This window comes from Alteromonas stellipolaris (genome assembly GCF_001562115.1).
GTDB classification, from domain to species: domain Bacteria; phylum Pseudomonadota; class Gammaproteobacteria; order Enterobacterales; family Alteromonadaceae; genus Alteromonas; species Alteromonas stellipolaris.
In genome coordinates this window covers 1900980-1918824 of record NZ_CP013926.1, presented here as the reverse complement: position 1 = coordinate 1918824, position 17845 = coordinate 1900980, and the positions used below count along the sequence as shown (strand labels likewise).

13 protein-coding genes are annotated in these 17845 nt (G+C 43.8%); 4 read left to right on the top strand and 9 right to left on the bottom strand.

The window, feature by feature from the left end; all coding sequences use genetic code 11:
• Nucleotides 1-281: 281 nt before the first annotated feature.
• Nucleotides 282-698 (top strand): arsenate reductase (glutaredoxin), encoded by a 417-nt coding sequence (gene arsC / locus AVL57_RS08025; protein WP_057792771.1) that lies wholly within the window; start codon nucleotides 282-284, stop codon nucleotides 696-698.
• A 3-nt stretch (nucleotides 699-701) separates the two neighbouring features.
• On the top strand, nucleotides 702-1997 hold the full coding sequence (locus AVL57_RS08020; protein WP_057792769.1) for a DUF445 domain-containing protein: 1296 nt from the start codon (nucleotides 702-704) through the stop codon (nucleotides 1995-1997).
• Between the two features lie 87 nt (nucleotides 1998-2084).
• Here the strand turns inward: AVL57_RS08020 and tmpT are convergent, their stop codons facing one another.
• The 8 genes from tmpT to AVL57_RS07980 all read right to left on the bottom strand — a co-directional run bounded on the left by tmpT (nucleotide 2085) and on the right by AVL57_RS07980 (nucleotide 10657).
• Complete coding sequence (gene tmpT / locus AVL57_RS08015) at nucleotides 2085-2726, bottom strand: thiopurine S-methyltransferase (RefSeq protein ID WP_057792768.1); 642 nt, start codon at nucleotides 2724-2726, stop codon at nucleotides 2085-2087.
• Nucleotides 2727-2907: 181 nt separating this feature from the next.
• On the bottom strand, nucleotides 2908-3264 hold the full coding sequence (locus AVL57_RS08010) for an outer membrane protein assembly factor BamE (RefSeq protein WP_057792766.1): 357 nt from the start codon (nucleotides 3262-3264) through the stop codon (nucleotides 2908-2910).
• A gap of 119 nt (nucleotides 3265-3383) precedes the next feature.
• Nucleotides 3384-5069 carry a DNA repair protein RecN gene (gene recN, locus AVL57_RS08005; protein ID WP_057792764.1) on the bottom strand — a complete coding sequence of 562 codons (1686 nt, stop codon included), beginning with the start codon at nucleotides 5067-5069 and terminating at the stop codon, nucleotides 3384-3386.
• 96 nt (nucleotides 5070-5165) lie between these two features.
• A complete protein-coding gene (nadK, locus tag AVL57_RS08000) occupies nucleotides 5166-6041 on the bottom strand; it encodes an NAD(+) kinase (protein WP_057792762.1) in 876 nt (291 codons plus the stop codon).
• Nucleotides 6042-6120: 79 nt separating this feature from the next.
• Nucleotides 6121-6888 carry a 3-hydroxybutyrate dehydrogenase gene (locus AVL57_RS07995; RefSeq protein WP_057792759.1) on the bottom strand — a complete coding sequence of 256 codons (768 nt, stop codon included), beginning with the start codon at nucleotides 6886-6888 and terminating at the stop codon, nucleotides 6121-6123.
• A complete protein-coding gene (locus AVL57_RS07990) occupies nucleotides 6881-7939 on the bottom strand; it encodes an extracellular catalytic domain type 2 short-chain-length polyhydroxyalkanoate depolymerase (protein WP_057792757.1) in 1059 nt (352 codons plus the stop codon). Before AVL57_RS07990 ends, AVL57_RS07995 begins: the two co-directional genes overlap by 8 nt.
• A 72-nt stretch (nucleotides 7940-8011) precedes the next feature.
• On the bottom strand, nucleotides 8012-9349 hold the full coding sequence (locus AVL57_RS07985) for an E22 family MetX-like putative esterase (protein ID WP_057792755.1): 1338 nt from the start codon (nucleotides 9347-9349) through the stop codon (nucleotides 8012-8014).
• 12 nt (nucleotides 9350-9361) lie between these two features.
• Nucleotides 9362-10657, bottom strand: coding sequence for a GntP family permease (locus tag AVL57_RS07980; RefSeq protein WP_057796247.1), 1296 nt, complete (start codon nucleotides 10655-10657; stop codon nucleotides 9362-9364).
• Between the two features lie 273 nt (nucleotides 10658-10930).
• Here AVL57_RS07980 and AVL57_RS07975 point away from each other — a divergent pair, with 273 nt between their 5' ends.
• The gene (locus AVL57_RS07975; protein ID WP_057792753.1) at nucleotides 10931-13234 is read left to right on the top strand and encodes a TonB-dependent receptor; all 2304 of its coding nucleotides are present in this window, start codon (nucleotides 10931-10933) and stop codon (nucleotides 13232-13234) included.
• 298 nt (nucleotides 13235-13532) lie between these two features.
• Nucleotides 13533-14171, top strand: coding sequence for a response regulator (locus AVL57_RS07970; RefSeq protein WP_057792751.1), 639 nt, complete (start codon nucleotides 13533-13535; stop codon nucleotides 14169-14171).
• A 7-nt stretch (nucleotides 14172-14178) separates the two neighbouring features.
• On the opposite strand, the gene AVL57_RS07965 is transcribed toward AVL57_RS07970, so the two are convergent.
• Entirely contained in the window at nucleotides 14179-17664 is a 3486-nt protein-coding gene (locus AVL57_RS07965; RefSeq protein WP_057792749.1) for a hybrid sensor histidine kinase/response regulator, read from the bottom strand.
• Between the last annotated feature and the right edge of the window lie 181 nt (nucleotides 17665-17845).

Below are 17845 nucleotides of genomic sequence, written 5' to 3'. Positions count from 1 at the left end.
GAACAATTAAGCGCTGTAAGAAGCTGATAGTAAAAGTAGCGCTGGCAGCTATTCGATAATTGGACACACACTCGAAATTCGTCGGACACACACATATACGAGATTCGTCGGACACACACATATACGACAAGACGACATAAAGGACAGTCACTCGAAAAAATTAAACTGCCATATAAAGCTAATTGGACACACACTTAAATGATAATAAATATGAAATACCATATGTGTTATGGTGTGAATAATTAATTTATTAAGTAATTTCTCTTTCAAGGGCTATTTTTATGATTGTTATTCACCATAACCCCGCTTGCGGCACATCTCGTAACGTATTAAAAATTATTGAAGATGCTGGTTACTCGCCGATTGTTGTAGATTTTATAAAAGAAGGTTGGACTCGCTCTCAGTTACTTGGGTTGTTTGCTGCCGCTAGTTTAACTCCTAGACAAGCGCTTAGAACAACAAAGTCACCTGCAGAAGAGTTGGGGTTATTGGATGAATCGGTATCAGATGATATTTTGCTTGATGCTATGTTGAAACATCCGGTTTTGGTAAATAGGCCTATAGTTTGCACAGAAAAAGGTGTGGCATTATGCCGCCCGAGTGAAAAAGTACTCGATTTACTACCTTCATGGCCACAAGGCCCGTATTTTAAAGAAGATGGTGAGCAAATTTTAGATGAACTTGGTAAAAGGATGTAATTTATGCACGACAAACATTCGCAGTTAAAGCGAGCAAAGCAAAATGCATTAATTTGCTTATTGATAGCCGCGGGTGTTTTCGTTAGTGCCATTATTACTCAAGTTTACGTTCCCAGCTTGGCGGGTGCTAAATGGTTGGGGCTTATAAAAATGGCCAGTGAAGCCGCGTTAGTCGGTGGGCTCGCTGACTGGTTTGCGGTGACAGCGCTTTTCAAGCCTATACCAGCACGATATCCCATCCCTCATACCAATATTGTCGCAAGCAATAAAAAAGTGATAGCGCAAAACCTATCACAATTTGTAAAAGAGAAGTTTTTTCATGCGAGTGCCATTGAAACGCTCATAGCATCTAGCCAGCCTGCGAAAGGGGCCGGACGATGGTTGGAAGACCCTCAACATGCGAAAAAATTAAGTCGATTTTTATGTGATGCACTTGCCGGTATTCTTCGTTTAGTGGATGACAAACCGGTTAAAGCCTTTATTGGAAAAACGGCAGAAAAAGGAATTAATCAACTCGACCTACAACAGCTGATAGCTACTGTGTTAAGCAGTATTACCCGAGAGCGCCATCATCAGCTTGTATTAGACAAGTTGCTAGGAAACGTTGCTAAATTAATGGGTGAGCCTGAAACACAGGAATATATTGCCGCAACACTTATAGATTGGCTTAAAACAGAGCATAACCGTTTAGAAAAACTTCTACCCTCAACCTGGTTGAGTGAGCGGGGAGCACTGATCGCGGTAAAAGCGGTCTCTCGCGTACTTGATGATGTGTATGCCGATGATGATCATCCACTAAGACACGCGTTTGACGAGCAGGTAAATGACTTTTTACACGAAGTGCAAACTAGTGAGTCGATGGCACAACGTATCAATAATTATAAAGAGCAACTGGTTCATGACCCTGCCCTTAAAGCGTTCTTAAATAAAAGCTGGGTATCGTTACACGGTCGTATGCTTGAATCGTTAACCGCCGAAAGCGGTAAAGCAGAAACCAAAGTGACACATTGGCTAAATGAACTAGGTCACTCTTTAACCACTGATGAACGCCTATCGAGCGCATTTGACCGCCATATTGGAGAAGCTGGTAAGTACATGGCACCAGAATTGGCTGACTTTCTAACCAAGCATATTGAAGATACTATCAATAGTTGGGATGAGAACGAAATGGCTGAGCAAATTGAGCTTAATATTGGGCGTGATCTTCAAAAGGTACGAATCAATGGCACTTTGGTGGGAGGATTAATTGGTGCATTGTTATTTGGTCTAGAGCAAGTTATCGCATTTACGTCACAATAGTGAATGTTGGGTTAAGCAACGTTTTAGGCAATATTGCAAAAGTGGGCACGTTCTAACGCTTATGGCATCTCCTTTTAACCTTACTAATTATGCTTCAGGTTGAAGATTGAAGACCAATGAGTCTGCAGCCACTTTACCTTTAAGGCCACCTTCTAGCGGTTCACGTTCAAGTAGCGAAATAGAATAACTGGCATTATATAAGCGAGTCACTTCTGTTTCGTCAACACAAAATGGAGGGCCTGGCATGACGGATTGGTCATAATCGAAGCTTATCAAAAGGATAGGGGCTAGTTTGGTGATGGTACAAATATGCGCTGCATATTTCTCGCGAAGCGCGGTCGGCAATGCGACCAATGCGGCTCTGTCATAAACACCGGTTACGTTACCTAGTGTTTCGTCGGTTAGCTCAAAAATATCACCAACAAAAATACTTAGCGGGCCATTTTTAAAAAGCTTAAGGCTACCTACGGTCGTGATCTCTGGCTCAATATCCAGCTCCGTAAATAATTGCGTGATCGCAATTTCACTTAACTCAGCACCTACCACTTCGCAGCCGTTAGCAAGCAACCAATGGATGTCCTTAGTTTTACCGCATAACGGAACGAATATTCGCGGTGAGACAGCAGCTAATAAGGTATCGGCATGCTTAACGAGAAGTGCATTGCCCTCAGGTTCATGGAAACCAATTTCATTTTTATGCCACTTGCTATGCCAAAAATCGTGTTCCATTAACATATTCCTTTAACATGTGAGGGTTACAGATTAATAGGGGGGAGAAATTTGTGTAAAGCAACCTGAGTAAAACAATATCAAGCTAGGAGCAATCTGTTCATAAACAAAAGCTCCTTCGCTATATATCGTTTGGTAGTTTTTTGTACTCAAGTTTATTGGTACTTAACTCTATTAACACTTAACTGTCTAGCGGCGTATTAAAATCTTCAGACAGTTCAAAGTCACCTTCTACTGATGTTACTTTGCCGTCTTCAAATGTAATAACCATTTGCTTTTGGAAATCTTCACCGCGTTTTTTCATGCCGCGCTTCATGTCGTAAACGTAGTACCAAGTATCATCATCAAAAGAATCTTGTACTACTGGGTTACCAAGCACATAGATAACTTGTTCTTTAGTCATGCCGATGCGTAGTTTTGAAACGTCTCGTTGATCGAGAAAGTTACCTTGAGGCACATCAATACGATAAATCCAGTTAGAACAAGCGCTTGATGTAAGGGTTAAACCTAAAATTATTAATAAATGTTGCAACTTCATGCGTAAATCAGTCCAGTATTGCTTTTTCTTCGTTACCCAACAGCATAAAGGCGGGTGGGGTGCGTTAATGTAAGCACGAAGGCATGCTACATCGACAAGTATGACCAATCAACTGCATTTTAGTTCGATTGCGCGCTTTTCAATAACTCTTTTGCGTTAGCAAGCGCCGATTTGGTTACTTTGTCGCCAGCCAATAAGCGAGCTAATTCATCCACTCTATCTTGTTTCGTTAGCGCCAACATTTGAGTTTCAGTACTTTCACCGTCGGTTAGCTTGGTAACAAAGAGCTGGTTATGCGCTTGAGCAGCAACCTGAGGTAAATGGGTAACACACATAACTTGTACCTGCTTGCCTAAGCGGCGAAGTAATCCGCCTACGATTGATGCGGTAGGACCGCTAATTCCGGTATCTACTTCATCGAAAATCATAGTAGGCGTAGCATGGTTATCACTGGCAATAACTTGAATGGCTAATCCTATTCTAGAAAGCTCACCGCCAGATACGACTTTATCAAGTTTGTCGGCTGCTTGGCCCGGGTTTGTGGATACTTTAATTTCTACCGTATCTTGGCCTAAGGCTGATGGCTTTTTAAACTCATCGTAGTTTACCTCAATGGCTACCTTCGCATGGGGCATGTTCATCTGATGGATTTGTATTTCAATTTCACTTGCCAAATAGTTTGCTGCTTTTACTCTGTATTCTGATAACACTTTAGTTTCGTTTAAATATTGCGCTTTAAGCTCATCTACTTCATCTTCTAACGTGGTTAACAAAGACTCTTGATCGCCCAACGAAGCAAACTCCCTGGCTAGGGTTTGGTGATGTGCAAATAATTCCTCCGGCATAACACTATGCTTACGGGCTAAGTCCATTGCTTTTGCATAGCGCGCTTCTACTTGTTGTAAACGAAGTGGGTCTATTTCTAAATCATCACAATAATGGCGCAATTCTCCCGCCGCCTCTTCAACTTGAATAGCAGCTTCGTTTAACAAAACAAGAATTGGGCTCAAGCTGGCATCATGGGATTCAAGCTCACCCAAACGGTCTATGCTATTTTGCAATATAGACAGTGCATTGCCTTCGTCACTTTCGTACAAGTGATAAAAGCTAGTTTGTGCCTGCTCTAAAAGGCTTTGTCCGTTGCTTAGGCGCTTATGCTCAGTTTCAAGCTCTGAAAACTCACCGTCTTCTAAGGCAAATTCGTCTAACTCTCTAACCTGATAAGTAAGCAGCTGTAATCTGTCTTCACGCTGCTGAGCTTGCGCTTGCAGTTCGCTAAGCATTTTTTGCTTTTCACGCCATAAGGCATAGTGCTGTTTTACATTTGAGAGGCTGTCTTTGTGGTTGCCTACAGTATCAACAAGCTGACGTTGATAATCTTCTTTTAAAAGCTGGAGGTGCGTATTCTGGCCATGTATGGCAAGTAGGTGCTGACCTAAACCTTTCAATTGCTGTAGTGAAGCGGGAATACCATTAATAAAGGCTTTTGAGCGGCCTTCTTTTGAAATGACTCTGCGAATGAAACAGCTGTTTTCATCCTCGTCTGAGGTAAGTTCGTGTTCATCGAGATAGCGCTTTGCCTTGGTATTTGTGGCCAATGCGAAATGAGCAATGATTTCTGCTTTAGGCGCGGTGCTTCTTACGGCGTTGGCATCAGCTCGCTCGCCTAAGCATAAGCTCAAAGCGTCAATGGCAATAGACTTACCGGCACCGGTTTCCCCAGTGATGGCAGTGAGCCCCTTTTCAAGATTAACTGAAAGTTGCTTAACCACTGCAAAGTTACTAATAGAAAGATGCGCTAACATAACTATACTCGATGTTTATACAGTACGTGTAAATATATACAGTATTTTGCACATGTAAAGAGGTTGGATAAAATTAATTATCATCCTCTACTTTTATTAGTAAAGCTTACTACCCCAGCCCAATTTTTTGCGCAGTACATTGAAGTAGCTGTAACCCTTTGGATGCACCAAATAAAGTTTATCTTCACTTTTATTAATGCGTATTTCGTCGCCCGGAAGTACGGGCAGTACAATGTGGCTGTCGCAGCTTATTTGTAGTGAGTCGCTGTTAACCTTCGATACCTTCATCGATACTTGGCTGTCGGCATCGACAACAATTGGCCTGCTACTTAATGTATGTGGAAACATAGGCACGAGTGTTAGAGCATCAAGCTTGGGCATGATAATAGGTCCACCTGCCGACAGCGAATAGGCGGTAGAGCCAGTCGGGGTTGCCACTATTAGGCCGTCTGAGCGTTGGCTGAACACAAATTGGTCATCAATATAAATTTCGAATTCCATCATGTGGGCAACTTTACCGTGGTGAAGAACCACTTCGTTCACCGCGGAATTGCTACTTTTTAGTTTTTCATGGCGATACACACCCACGTCTAACAAAAAGCGTTTTTCAACGACGCATTCGCCTTCAAAAATAAGATCGAGTTGCTGCACGATTTCATCGGGGTGGATATCGGTTAAAAAACCCAAATTGCCTCGGTTTACCCCTACCACATGGATATCAAAGCGCGCTAATACCCTTGCTGCACCTAGCATACTGCCATCACCGCCTACTACTACGGCAAGGTCGGCTTCTTTACCAATGGTAACTAAGTTGCATGCGCGATGATTATCACTTTCTAATTCTTTTGAAATACTCTCTTCAACCAATAATTCACAGCCTTTTGCGGTGAGGTATTGAGCCAAAAGATTTAAGCTGTCGTGGGTAGCAGCGTGTTGAGGTTTGCCAATTAAAGCAACGGTTTGATAGGACATGTAGTGCTAATGTGTTTTCCTTACTGATGTCAGGACATTAGCACAGATATTTTACGAATGGAAAGCCTTAGCGCAACGTTTATCGGGCAGTCCAGCCGCCATCCAGTACCATAGTTTGGCCGGTGATATTGCGTGCACTATCCGACATTAAAAATGCCGCCGTGTCTGCCAACTCATCTACACTAATAAACTGTTTTTTCGGCATGGGCTCAAGCATTATTTTATTGATCACTTCCTCTTCTGTAAGGTTGTTTTCTTTGGCCTGTGAGGCAATCTGCTTTTCGACCAGTGGTGTTTTAACATAAGCCGGGCAAAGGGTGTTTATGGTGACATCACAGTCGCCGGTTTCAAGGGCGATAGTTTTAGCAAACCCCAGTAGGCCGTGTTTTGCGGCCACGTAAGCCGATTTATAAGGGGAGGCCACCAAGGAGTGAATTGAACCAATGTTGATAATTCGGCCAAAGTTTTGCTCGCGCATGCCAGGTAAAAACGCTTGGGTTAAAAGCGCGGGGCCAACCAGCATAATATTAATTAATTGCTGCCATTTTTCGCTTGGGAAGTCTTCAATACGTGAGACATGCTGAATGCCGGCATTGTTAATCAACACATCTACTTTTTGCCCCTCGAGCAAGTCGGGTAAAGCCGCCACTTGCTTAGCATTGCACACATCAACCTCAGTAGCACTGGCACTGCCACCTTCTTTTAGAATATCGCTCGCAGCGTGCTGTGCAGCTTGCTCGTTAATATCGGCAATAATCACATGATGCCCTGTCTTCGACATTGCTTGTGCTATACCAAAGCCAATACCGCTAGCACCACCAGTTATAAATACAGTTCGCTTAGTCATTATTTGCCGTTCCTGTATTCATCGTTGTTTTATTGGCAGCGCCTATATTTATGCCTTTAATCATATTAGTAACAGCAGAAATCTGCGAACCTTTTCTATTTGCATAGTCATCAGAAGAATATCCCCACCAATCCCAGCAACCTTGGGGGTTTAATGGCATAAATAACGATTTTTTAGTTTGCGGATACAACACAACGATATTGTTATTATCGGCCCAACGGTTGATACCAGTTTTTGTTACATAACTATCGCCTACGGCTTCGGCATATTGATTACATCCATGAAAGCTTATGTGTAAGCTGCAGGGCTCACCTTCTGCACAGTTTTCGGGTACAAAAACAAAACCCTTATCTGCCAAGGTTTCGCCATCGCTGCCTGAAAGCTTTTGCTGAGAAATAGTGTAAACCTTGCCTGAAATTGTGTCGTCGGGGGCAGTTAAGTTGGGTAACAGGTGATTTAGCATATTGCCCGCTGCATCGTAGTTACAGTTACCAATAAAAGGGCTTTCTGAAACGCTGCAATTACTGCCTTCATCTAAAGTAGGGAAGTGATGTGCTGCGCTCTGGTCGTTCACGTACACTATATTTTGAGTGTCTGTCCAATTTTGGTATTGGCGGTACAATAAATTGCTGGCTTGTGCGGTTACACGTTTGTCGTTAGTGCCGTGAAATAACCATACTTTTGCATCTTTAAGGCCTGTTAAAGGCGCTATGGTGCCTTCGCTTGCATAATCTACGGCAACGCTTGAAAGCACATCTAGATTAATTGGCGTATCTACCTTATTTACGCATTGGTTTAACGCAGTGGTAATATCATTCTGCGCACAATAATAAGGCCCTGCAGCAATGATGCCTGCGCCTTTTACCCAATCACTGTGTGCTATATGAAATTGCGTGGCCATGTATCCGCCAGAGGAAAGGCCCGATACGGTAACCTGCTCTACATCAAGGTTCAGCTCGGGGAGGCCATTGGCTGCATTAGCTGAGTTAGATAACGCTAGGCTACTGTACAAAGCACAAATGCTGGCCAGTATTTTATAAGTTGTTTTCATAACAAGTTCCTACAGTTAAATGCTTAGTTTGCCGCTAAGCATTGCACTTATTTAAACGTTTCATTTTACTATTTATAAATCGCTAGTAAGAAAAGCGGCAATACGCTCGCCTTCGGCTTGCACGTTTACAATCCCTTCAAGGTGTCCGAAGGGGCCATTCAGCGTTTTCAATTCGCTGTTTTTTCCCAATTGCTTAAGTTGATTGTTAGCCGCTTCGGCTAAATAAGGCATAAGTAACAAATCGGTGGATGCCGGCAAGAATAAGGTTTTGGCTTGAATGTGTTTAAGCCCTTCTTCCATATTATTGCCATGACCTGCTACAAACAATTGGCAGGCACGGACCAAATAAAGAAGATGGTTTGCGTCCATTTTTTCAGCTCGTTGACGCGCGCGGCTTTCCAACCATTTCACAATAGAATGCTGAGCGTTAATGTTCTCTAACGGCGCTTGCTCCACGGCGTGATAACCTAGTTTCTTACCTTCTTGGTTAAAATACGTAGGGTACAAGGCATGTTGGGTGATCATCATCAAAGAAGCCACTAACCCTTCAATAGGTTGGTTGTTTTGAGCGTACCTCCCTTGCTGCCAGTTACCATCTAACCGAATAGGCATCGCCCAGTGCGATAGAGCTGCGGTTGTCCACGCATCGCTTTCACCCGTGCCAATAACCGATATTATCCTTGGCACCCAGTCGGGGTAAGCACTGGCCCAATCGATAGCCTGCATCGACCCCATAGAAGGGCCAACCACAGCATGCAGTTTCTGAACGCCCAAGCTTTCAAGTAGCGCCTTTTGCACGTTAACGAAGTCGCGGATTGTCACTACGGGAAATTCTAGCCCCCAAGGCTTACCAGTTTCTGGGTTGATAGTCGCTGGGCCGGTAGTAATAACGTTTTCATCATAAGCGTTTAAATTCACCAAACTGTCTACACTCACAACGTAATAGATATCGGTATCGATGGCTTTGCCAGAGCCAATTAACGCATCCCAGTAGCCTATGTTGGGGCTTGTCTTTTCCTCATTTTCTTCATATACACCCGCCGCATGGGATGTGCCCGAAAAATGGTGAGTAATAAGGATAATGTTGCTTTTATCTGCATTTAAATGTCCGTAGGCTTCCCAACCCACTTTCAGGTTATTAATGGTTTTGCCACCAAATGTGGTGAAGCTTTCTATTGAGAACGTTTCTTTCTTAGTAATCAGCGTTGGTTGAGTTGTTTCTATGTCAGTTGGACCAAAATTATTTTTATCTACTGCGCTTGTATCAGCACTATTTGCCCCATTAGTTGTGGCGATAGACTTCACTGATTCAGTTGATGCTGAATTGGCAGAGTTAGCACTGCACGCTGTTGTAGTAATTAACGGCAACGCCAGCAAAGTACAATATAAAAAAGCTATTTTTAGTTTCATGGAAATCCTTGTCTAAAACACGCTAAATAAGCCAATGGCAAGGGCTAGCCCTACAACCGGTACGACTACCGTCAGTGCTGCGACTGCACCGTAGGCTGCCTTATGAGTTTCATGGCATATGGCGCGAATTGTGGTGACAACATACCCGTTATGAGGCAGTGAATCTAGCGCACCTGAAGAGATAGAAACAATACGGTGTAATTGTTCTGGTTGCACACCTTGGTCGAGATAATGTGGTGCAAGTAGTGGCAGCGCAATGGCTTGCCCGCCAGATGCTGAGCCGGTTAAGCCTGCGATTACACTAATCGCAATAGCAGCGCCAATTAATTCGTTGCCTGGGATTTGCGTCATTAACGTTACCGTTTGCTGAAATGCCTCGGTGTTTTTGGCGATTGAACCAAACCCTACAACTGCCGCGGTATTGCCAATGGCTACCAGCGCGCCGGTTGTGCCGGTGTTAATCGCCGCTTGTAAATTGTGAAAGTGGGCATGGTTTATTATTAGCAAGGTAAGCACACCGCCCCCTAAGGCTACAATAAGCGCAAGTTGTGCTAGTGCTTCGTGTAAAAAGAAGGAAATACACAACACCACAAGCAATGGAATAATGCCGGTAAGTGGGTGAGGGTAGTCACGTTCGCGTATTTCAGGGTCGGTAATACGGGCTTCAAATGCTTCGCCATTGGCTATCGCTTTGCGGATCATTTTCGCCAACCACCAGTAGCCAAGCACTGCCATGAAAATAGCAACCACTAAGCTTACTTCCCATGCAGCAAATGGCGAGGTGCCTAAATACTTAATGGGGATCCAATTTTGGATTTCTGGCGAGCCGGCAGAGGTCATGGTAAAGGTGACCGAGCCGAATGCCATGGCGGCGGGTATGAAACGGCGAGGCAAATTCGCATCTTTAAATAAGCTTACTGCCATAGGATAAACCGAGAAGGCGACAACAAAAACGCTCACGCCCCCGTAAGTTAAAATAGCGCAAGCAAGCACCACAGCTAACACAGCCTGTTTGTAACCAATACGTTGTATTATCCAACGAGAGACAGAATCGGCTGCGCCACTGTCTTCCATGAATTTGCCAAATAAAGCACCAAGCAAAAACATAAAAAACCATGCGGCAATAAAGCCTGAAAACCCACTCATGTAGGTTTCCACAAAATTTATATCACCAATAAAAACAGATATGCCGTTGGTTAACGCCACAACCAGTGCACACAAGGGGGCTGCAATGAAAAGGTTCATTCCCCGAATGGTTAACACAATTAATAATACGAGTCCGCCTACCAGACCAATCATACTTAACATCATTATTTTTCCTTAAAAATCTGTGACCGCAGATTCTCCAGAACAGTTAAGTTTATGTTTATATTGCGTTTATGTAGCTTTAAGTCATGGCTTGTTATATCAATAAATGATTGGTGAAGTCATGTCCTAGGGCTAAAGTGTGGCGGTAGTGGCGCTAAATTCCCATAGTACGATGGTACTACATACGGCAAGGGTAAAATTACCTAGAGTAAAGTTCGACCGCAGGCATTACATCCGACAGCAACGATAATTTAGAACTAAAAAGGACACATTATGTCACTCACTACACACATGCAGCGTTACCCTCGCTCTATCTGTGCAGCTGCTGTTGCGAGCGCACTGTTAATTTCACCTTCCACCTCTGCTCAAGACGCAGATGCTGACAATATTAACGAGAAGGGCAAACTGGAACGTATTGAAGTTACCGCACGAAAAACCGTTGAATCGTTGCAGGAAACCCCTGTGGCTATCACCTCTATTGGGGCTGTTGAATTAGCCGAAAAGGGCATTAGCGTACTCACTGAAGTTCAGCAGTTTTCACCTAACACTACATTGCAAACCAGCCGTGGCACGAACTCTACCTTAACTGCGTTTATTCGTGGTTTAGGTCAGCAAGATCCGCTTTGGGGATACGAGCCTGGTGTAGGGATTTACGTTGACGATGTTTACATAGCTCGCCCACAAGGTGCGGTACTCGATTTATTAGATGTTCAGCGCATAGAGGTACTACGAGGGCCGCAGGGTACACTTTATGGCAAAAATACTATTGGTGGGGCAGTTAAGTATGTCACCAAAGAAATGTCAGGGGAAACCCAGTTAAACGTGCAAGCTACCCTTGGTAGTTATAGCCAGCGGGATCTAAAAGTCACTGGGCAAATTCCATTAGTAGAAGATACTGTGTATTTGGGCTTAGGCTACGCAAACTTAAACCGCGATGGTTTTGGTGAATATTTAGTTAGCGCATTAGACGGCCAAGACAAAGAAAACTACAACAAAGATTTATGGGCAGCGCGCCTTACGCTAGAAGTACACGCTAGTGATGATTTATTTTTCCGTTTCGGCTGGGATAAAACCGAAGATACCTCGAATGCAAAAGGTGGTTATCGTCTTATCCCCAGCATTTTAACCGACGCGCCAGTGCCTGATTCAAAGTTCGATTCGTACACCAGTTTACCTACTTGGAATAAAGTAGAACTTGAAGGGTATAACTGGCTAGCTCGCTATAACGTAAGTGATAATTTAGAACTTAAATACATAGGTTCACACCGCGAGAGTTACTCGCCCACGAATATTGATTTTGATAATACGGCATTGCCAATTTTTGATGTTCCTGCCGAGTATGACGACAGCAACGACACCCATGAATTACAACTAAATTACACAGGAAATAGCTACTCGCTAGTATCTGGCTTATATCTTTATGACGGTGAGTCATGCGGAAACTTTGACGCTGTTTTAGGTGTATTGGGTGTGGCGCTAGGCGCTTCTGGCTTAACCCGAGAAGTAAGCGGCTGTAACAACTCAGAAAGTTGGGCAGCTTATGCGCAGTTTAATTACGATATCAACGACAAGCTTTCTCTCTCACTCGGTGCCCGCTACACAGACGAAGAAAAATCGGCAACAGTAAATAACGGCTTAATCTTCGCGAATGTTTACCCTTATACAGATTGGTTCGATGGGTATGTTCGCCCAGATGGTGACTTAGTTCCGCAGGTGCTGGGCACTGACAGCGATGGTGATGGAGTATTTGAAGGAGCTGCAGTGGAAAGTTGGTCGCGTTTCACGCCGCGGGTGGGCGTGGAATACCAAATGAGCCGCGATACCCTATTTTTTGCGAGTTATTCGCAAGGCTTCAAATCGGGCACCTTCAATCCACGCGCTACGGTAAACGAGCCAGGGGTTGAACCAGAAGTCGTTGATAGCTACGAAGTGGGCATGAAAAGCGATTTGAATGATGCATTGCGATTAAATGTGACATTATTCTCGTACGATCATTCAGACCGACAATATATTGGTATCGAAGGTGACTTAAGCGACCCAACTGCACTTGATCAAAGGCTACGTAACGCTGCCGAAACGGCGGCCAAAGGTGCTGAAGTAGAAATGACATGGGTAGCTTCTGATAACTTGCAATTTGATGTGGCTTACGGGTATATCGATTTTGAAATTAAGAAAAACAACGCAATACCCCCACTTATTGGTTTGGCTAGCACACCTGAAAATACGTTGAATATTGGCGCAAATTATCTACTAGAAACCGGCTTTGGTGATATTACGTTTAATGCCAATTACTATTATCGTGATGACTACCTACTATTTGAAACCAGCGATCTTATTGAGCAAGATGCTTATGGCATGGTGAACTTAAGTGCGCGTTGGGAGAGTGTAGAAGGCGACTGGTATGCTGGCCTTCATGTGAAAAATCTTACCGATGAAGAATATTTGGTGGGTGGGTATGATTTTGTTACCCGAGACGAAGACGGTAACTTTGGGCCGGGCCTAGGCGGTGATACCACGTTAATTGGCTATTATGGTGACCCACGTACGATTCACGTTACGCTAGGTTATCGTTTTTAAACTTAGTAAGTCGTGAGAACTTACGATAACTCGCGCACTTGGCTAGAGAAATAGTAAGTGTAATAGCTAGCGCAATCGCTAGATATACGAAAAATACAAATTAGCGGTACCAAATAGCGGTACCAAATAGTGATAGGAGAAAGCCGGAATGAGAGTTTCGGCTTCTTTTGTTGGTGTCTAAATTTATCTGGATAGTATGTTTCCACGCAATATAAACACCTTTTAATACTAGGTATTTGTAACTATCGTGTTATTATTGATTTAACATTGTTGTTACAATTGTGCGGCAGATAACAAAATGAAAATACGCGTGCTTATTGCAGATGATCATCCCTTATTTCGAGCGGCCATGTGCCAAGCCCTCAGTGACATTGTAGGGCCCAATATACTGCAAGCATCTACGCTAAATGAAACCCTCTGTCAGCTTGACGCTAACCCAGATATTGATTTGGTATTTTTGGATGTAAAAATGCCGGGCAATGATGGCTTGATAGGGTTGTCTGAGGTACGAGCGCGTTACCCTGATGTCTTAGTGGTCATGGTGACAGCCATTGAAGAGGCTAACCTTATTCGTAAGGCGCTTTCTTTAGGTGCGTGCGGTTTTATTCCTAAATCGGCATCCATAGAGTGCATAGCGGAGGCAGTCGAACGTGTACTAGACGGCGAACAATGGCTTCCTGAATCGGCAGCGAACCTCACCAATGATGAGACTGACACTGACGATTTTAGCGGTAAATTAGCGATGCTCACACCTCACCAATTGAAAGTGCTTCGGATGGTGGCGGATGGATTGCTTAATAAGCAAATTGCCTACGAACTGGATATTTCTGAGTCTACCGTGAAACAGCACGTTTCAGCGGTATTAAGAAAATTGAATGTTATTAATCGTACAAAAGCAGGTATTGCTTTCAAACATGCTATGGCTGTGCACGAATAGCCCTAAACTAATCATTAAGCTTCAATTCATTTTTTAATAAGCGCTTAAGGGCTAATGGTTTAACAGGCTTGGGTAAATAATAAAGCCCTATGTCGCTGGCAGCCTCTCTGATACCCTCACTTCGATTCGCCGTAATTAAAGCCCCTGATACTTTGCGTCCCCACTTACCTTGAAGTTGAGTAACAGCTTGTGTACCGGTTTCACCAGCATCTAAATGATAGTCGACAAGAAGCAAATCTGGTGGGGTAGGGCACGCTTGTATCGAATCTGTGATATTAGTGGCAATTAGCACTGTAGCGCCCCAATCTGAAAGTAATGCCTCCATAGCTTGGGCTATTTGTGCATCATTTTCTATCAGTAGTATTCGCCTGCCAGATAAGAAAGGCTTGCTAATCGGTACATGTGGTGTCGCTGGGCTAGGGCTTATGGCGACATTGACTGTGTTTGGTTGAGGCTCTGCCGTTTCGGTATGTGCAACGCTTGTGCTTCTCACCTGCAAGTTCCCGCTATTAGTTGAAGTTTCAACGCAGGGCACAGATACACTAAATTTACTGCCTTTGTTTACCGTCGATACCAGCGAAATAGGGTGATGTAGTAACCGGCCCACACGCTCTACAATGGTTAACCCTAACCCCAAACCTTGAGCGTTTTGTTTTTCATCTAATTGATGGAATTCGTTGAAAATTTCACTTTGTTGGTGGTTGGGAATACCAGTTCCTGTGTCGTACACACAAATATCAATTAGCGGTGAGGCAGGTTCTAAGTGCTGCTGGGGGCCTGATTGTGAGTACTTGCGCCTTGCACCAACTAGCACTTTACCAGCTGTGGTGTAGCGTATCGCATTCGATAATAAGTTTTGCACGATACGTCGTAACAAGTTTTTATCGGAATGGATAACAAGTCGGGTGGGGACATAGCGCAAGGTTAAACCTTTAGATGCGGCTATGACTTTGAACTCTTGCACTAGGGACGCTAGCATGTCATCTAGTGTAAAGTCGCTTTTTTGCGGAGTAAGCTTACCCGACTCTAACTTGGTCATATCGAGTAACATGGTTAGCAGGCTTTCTGCGCTATTTAGTGAACTTACGACCCCTTTTGAAAGCGTGGCCAATTCGCCACCTTTGGTTTTTTGGGCCAGCATGGCGGCAAATAAGGTGGCAGCATTAAATGGCTGCATAAGATCGTGCCCCGCTGCGGCTAAAAACTTCGTTTTACTTTCGTTTGCCTTGTCGGCTTCCAGTTTGGCGTGTTGTAGCTCTTCAGTGCGAGCAGCTACGCGGTGTTCTAAGTCGGATTTAGCACGCTCAAGGGCATCTTGAATGGCAATGTATTCTGTTATGTCACTATAGGTAGTTACATATCCGCCACCAGGTAAGGGAGAGCCATTTAGCTCAATCACTTTTCCATCGGGCTGCTTACGGACGTACTTATACCGGCTGCCTTCTTTCATATAAACAATACGTTTATTGATTTCTTCGTTACTCATAACGGCGTTACCGAATAGCCCTCGCTGAGCGTTGTAAGCAAGAATACTTTCAATCGACATACCGGTTTTAAGGAATGACCGTGGGTAATTGAACATTTCAATATATCGCTCATTCCACGCTAATAACTGCAGCTTTTCATCTAATACGCTAATGCCTTGTTCAATATTTTGTACCGACGATTGCAGTACTTCATGATTAAACTGAAAAGATTGTGATGCTTCTTCCACCCAATCTACCAGTTCAGGCAAGGTCTCGTTTTTAGTTTCAGTAATAGCGCCTAGCAATATGCGGGCACTTGGGGTACCTACTTGAGCGCTAAGCAATTTTTCTGTGCGCTGCAGTAGGGTATGGTTAGCGTAACCAGAATTAGCATTAGCATCGGAGATACTCACAGACAATTGATTTACTAACGCCTGGTGAACACTGGGGTCGAGTACACGCTGGGTTAACGCCGTTAAATCTTTAATGCGAATGGCAAAAGCAGGTGATGCAGGCGTTTCCTGTTCAATGCCATGAAGCGGGCGCTTAAAAGTAATGTAAGAAACCACAATGAAGGTAACGCAGTTCGCTAACAATGAATAAGCGAACCCCATTCCAAGTTCGGCATCAGAAGGTGGGCTATAAAAATAATAGCTCGACATTATGCTGGGGTATAGCAAATACACTACCCAAAAACTAAAGCCAGCTAGCAGCGCCCATACGGCGGCAGATTTAGTGCTTCGTTGCCAATATATACCGAACATAAGTACAGGCAAGCACTGGCCTAATAAGGCAATGGCAATAATACCGCTTTTTACTAATGGCGCCGATTGGCTAACATTTAAGTGATACCAAAGTGCCACCGATAACACCACCAATACGGTAAGGCGGCGAATAGTTAAAATTTTACTGGGCTGCAGGGTGTGATTAGGTTCGGCGCGCAAACGCAGCTTTAACCACAATGGAGTAACTAAGTTGTTGGCTATCATGATGCCAAGGGCAAGCGTTGCCACAATAACCATGCTGGTGGTAGCCGACAAACCCCCAATAAAAGCGATGATAGAAACAGACATATTTTCTGCGTACAAAGGAAGAGCCAATACATACGCATCGGAATTGATGCTTTGTGGCAGTAACACTTTACCCGCCAATGCCAGGGGAATAAGAAAAACCGTCATACCCAATAAGTACAAGGGAAATAGCCAACGTGCAGTGCGAAGCTCTCCTTCGCCGTTTAATTCAACGAAATTCATGTGAAATTGACGCGGTAATACAAACATAGAGCACACACCTAAAAGCACGTGGGATAAATATACCCATGGTGCCCTGTCGGCATAAATAACACCGCGAGCAGCGTCGCTGCTGGCCGCTTGCGTGACTAAATCAAGCACGCCATCAAACAAGTAAAAACAAACAAATATACCTACCACCCATAAAGCGACAAGCTTCACCACCGATTCGAACGCAATACTAAGCAATAAACCTGGGTGTTTGTCGGTAAGGTTGAGAGTGCGTGTACCAAATACAATGGCAAAAATAGCCATTAGCCCCGCTACATATAAACTCACGTTTTGCGTTGAATGCTGAGTATCGGGCGTAATGAGGTTAATGCTTTTTGTGATGGCGTCTAACTGCAAGGCAATGTAAGGAATAACACCAATAAAGCATAACAAGGTGACTAACGCGGCAATAAGGTGTGAATGCTGATATTTAAGGCCAATTAAGTCGGCCAATGAGCTGATATTGTGTTGCTGACACAATCGGCTTATGTGTAATACCACAGGAAAGGCGAATGCCATGGTAAGAATAATACCCATATAGGTAGGTATAACCGCCCAGCCATATTCAGCGGCTTGCGATGTCGTGCCAAAGAACGCCCAGGAGGTGCAGTGAACCCCTAACCCCAAGCTATATAAAATTGGGTGTTGTTGATTATCACGTAGCCGTTTATCGCCCCAGAAGGCAATGGCAAATAATGCGAGCAAATAAAGGGCTACTACCGTTCCTACGGTCCAAATACTGAGCATCAAGATTCCCTTATACAATACCTGTCAAAGTTAACATGTTTTTTACAATGAGTGGGTGTGTAGCTCGCATTTATTGATCTATTAAAAAAAACTTAAAAACAAACCATAAAAATAGTGTGGTTACCCTTGAAGGCGGTTAAAGCAGCCCCATAATTAATCCCAACACAGACATTGCCTATGA

What these genes read in the sequence shown, in the direction of transcription:
- AVL57_RS07975 (WP_057792753.1), top strand. Translation starts at nt 10,931, where the DNA reads ATGTCACTCACTACACACATGCAGCGTTACCCTCGCTCTATCTGTGCA.
- arsC (WP_057792771.1), top strand. Translation starts at nt 282, where the DNA reads ATGATTGTTATTCACCATAACCCCGCTTGCGGCACATCTCGTAACGTA.
- tmpT (WP_057792768.1), bottom strand. Translation starts at nt 2,726, where the DNA reads ATGGAACACGATTTTTGGCATAGCAAGTGGCATAAAAATGAAATTGGT.
- AVL57_RS08020 (WP_057792769.1), top strand. Translation starts at nt 702, where the DNA reads ATGCACGACAAACATTCGCAGTTAAAGCGAGCAAAGCAAAATGCATTA.
- AVL57_RS07970 (WP_057792751.1), top strand. Translation starts at nt 13,533, where the DNA reads ATGAAAATACGCGTGCTTATTGCAGATGATCATCCCTTATTTCGAGCG.
- AVL57_RS07980 (WP_057796247.1), bottom strand. Translation starts at nt 10,657, where the DNA reads ATGTTAAGTATGATTGGTCTGGTAGGCGGACTCGTATTATTAATTGTG.
- AVL57_RS07965 (WP_057792749.1), bottom strand. Translation starts at nt 17,664, where the DNA reads ATGCTCAGTATTTGGACCGTAGGAACGGTAGTAGCCCTTTATTTGCTC.
- AVL57_RS07995 (WP_057792759.1), bottom strand. Translation starts at nt 6,888, where the DNA reads ATGACTAAGCGAACTGTATTTATAACTGGTGGTGCTAGCGGTATTGGC.
- nadK (WP_057792762.1), bottom strand. Translation starts at nt 6,041, where the DNA reads ATGTCCTATCAAACCGTTGCTTTAATTGGCAAACCTCAACACGCTGCT.
- recN (WP_057792764.1), bottom strand. Translation starts at nt 5,069, where the DNA reads ATGTTAGCGCATCTTTCTATTAGTAACTTTGCAGTGGTTAAGCAACTT.
- AVL57_RS07990 (WP_057792757.1), bottom strand. Translation starts at nt 7,939, where the DNA reads ATGAAAACAACTTATAAAATACTGGCCAGCATTTGTGCTTTGTACAGT.
- AVL57_RS08010 (WP_057792766.1), bottom strand. Translation starts at nt 3,264, where the DNA reads ATGAAGTTGCAACATTTATTAATAATTTTAGGTTTAACCCTTACATCA.
- AVL57_RS07985 (WP_057792755.1), bottom strand. Translation starts at nt 9,349, where the DNA reads ATGAAACTAAAAATAGCTTTTTTATATTGTACTTTGCTGGCGTTGCCG.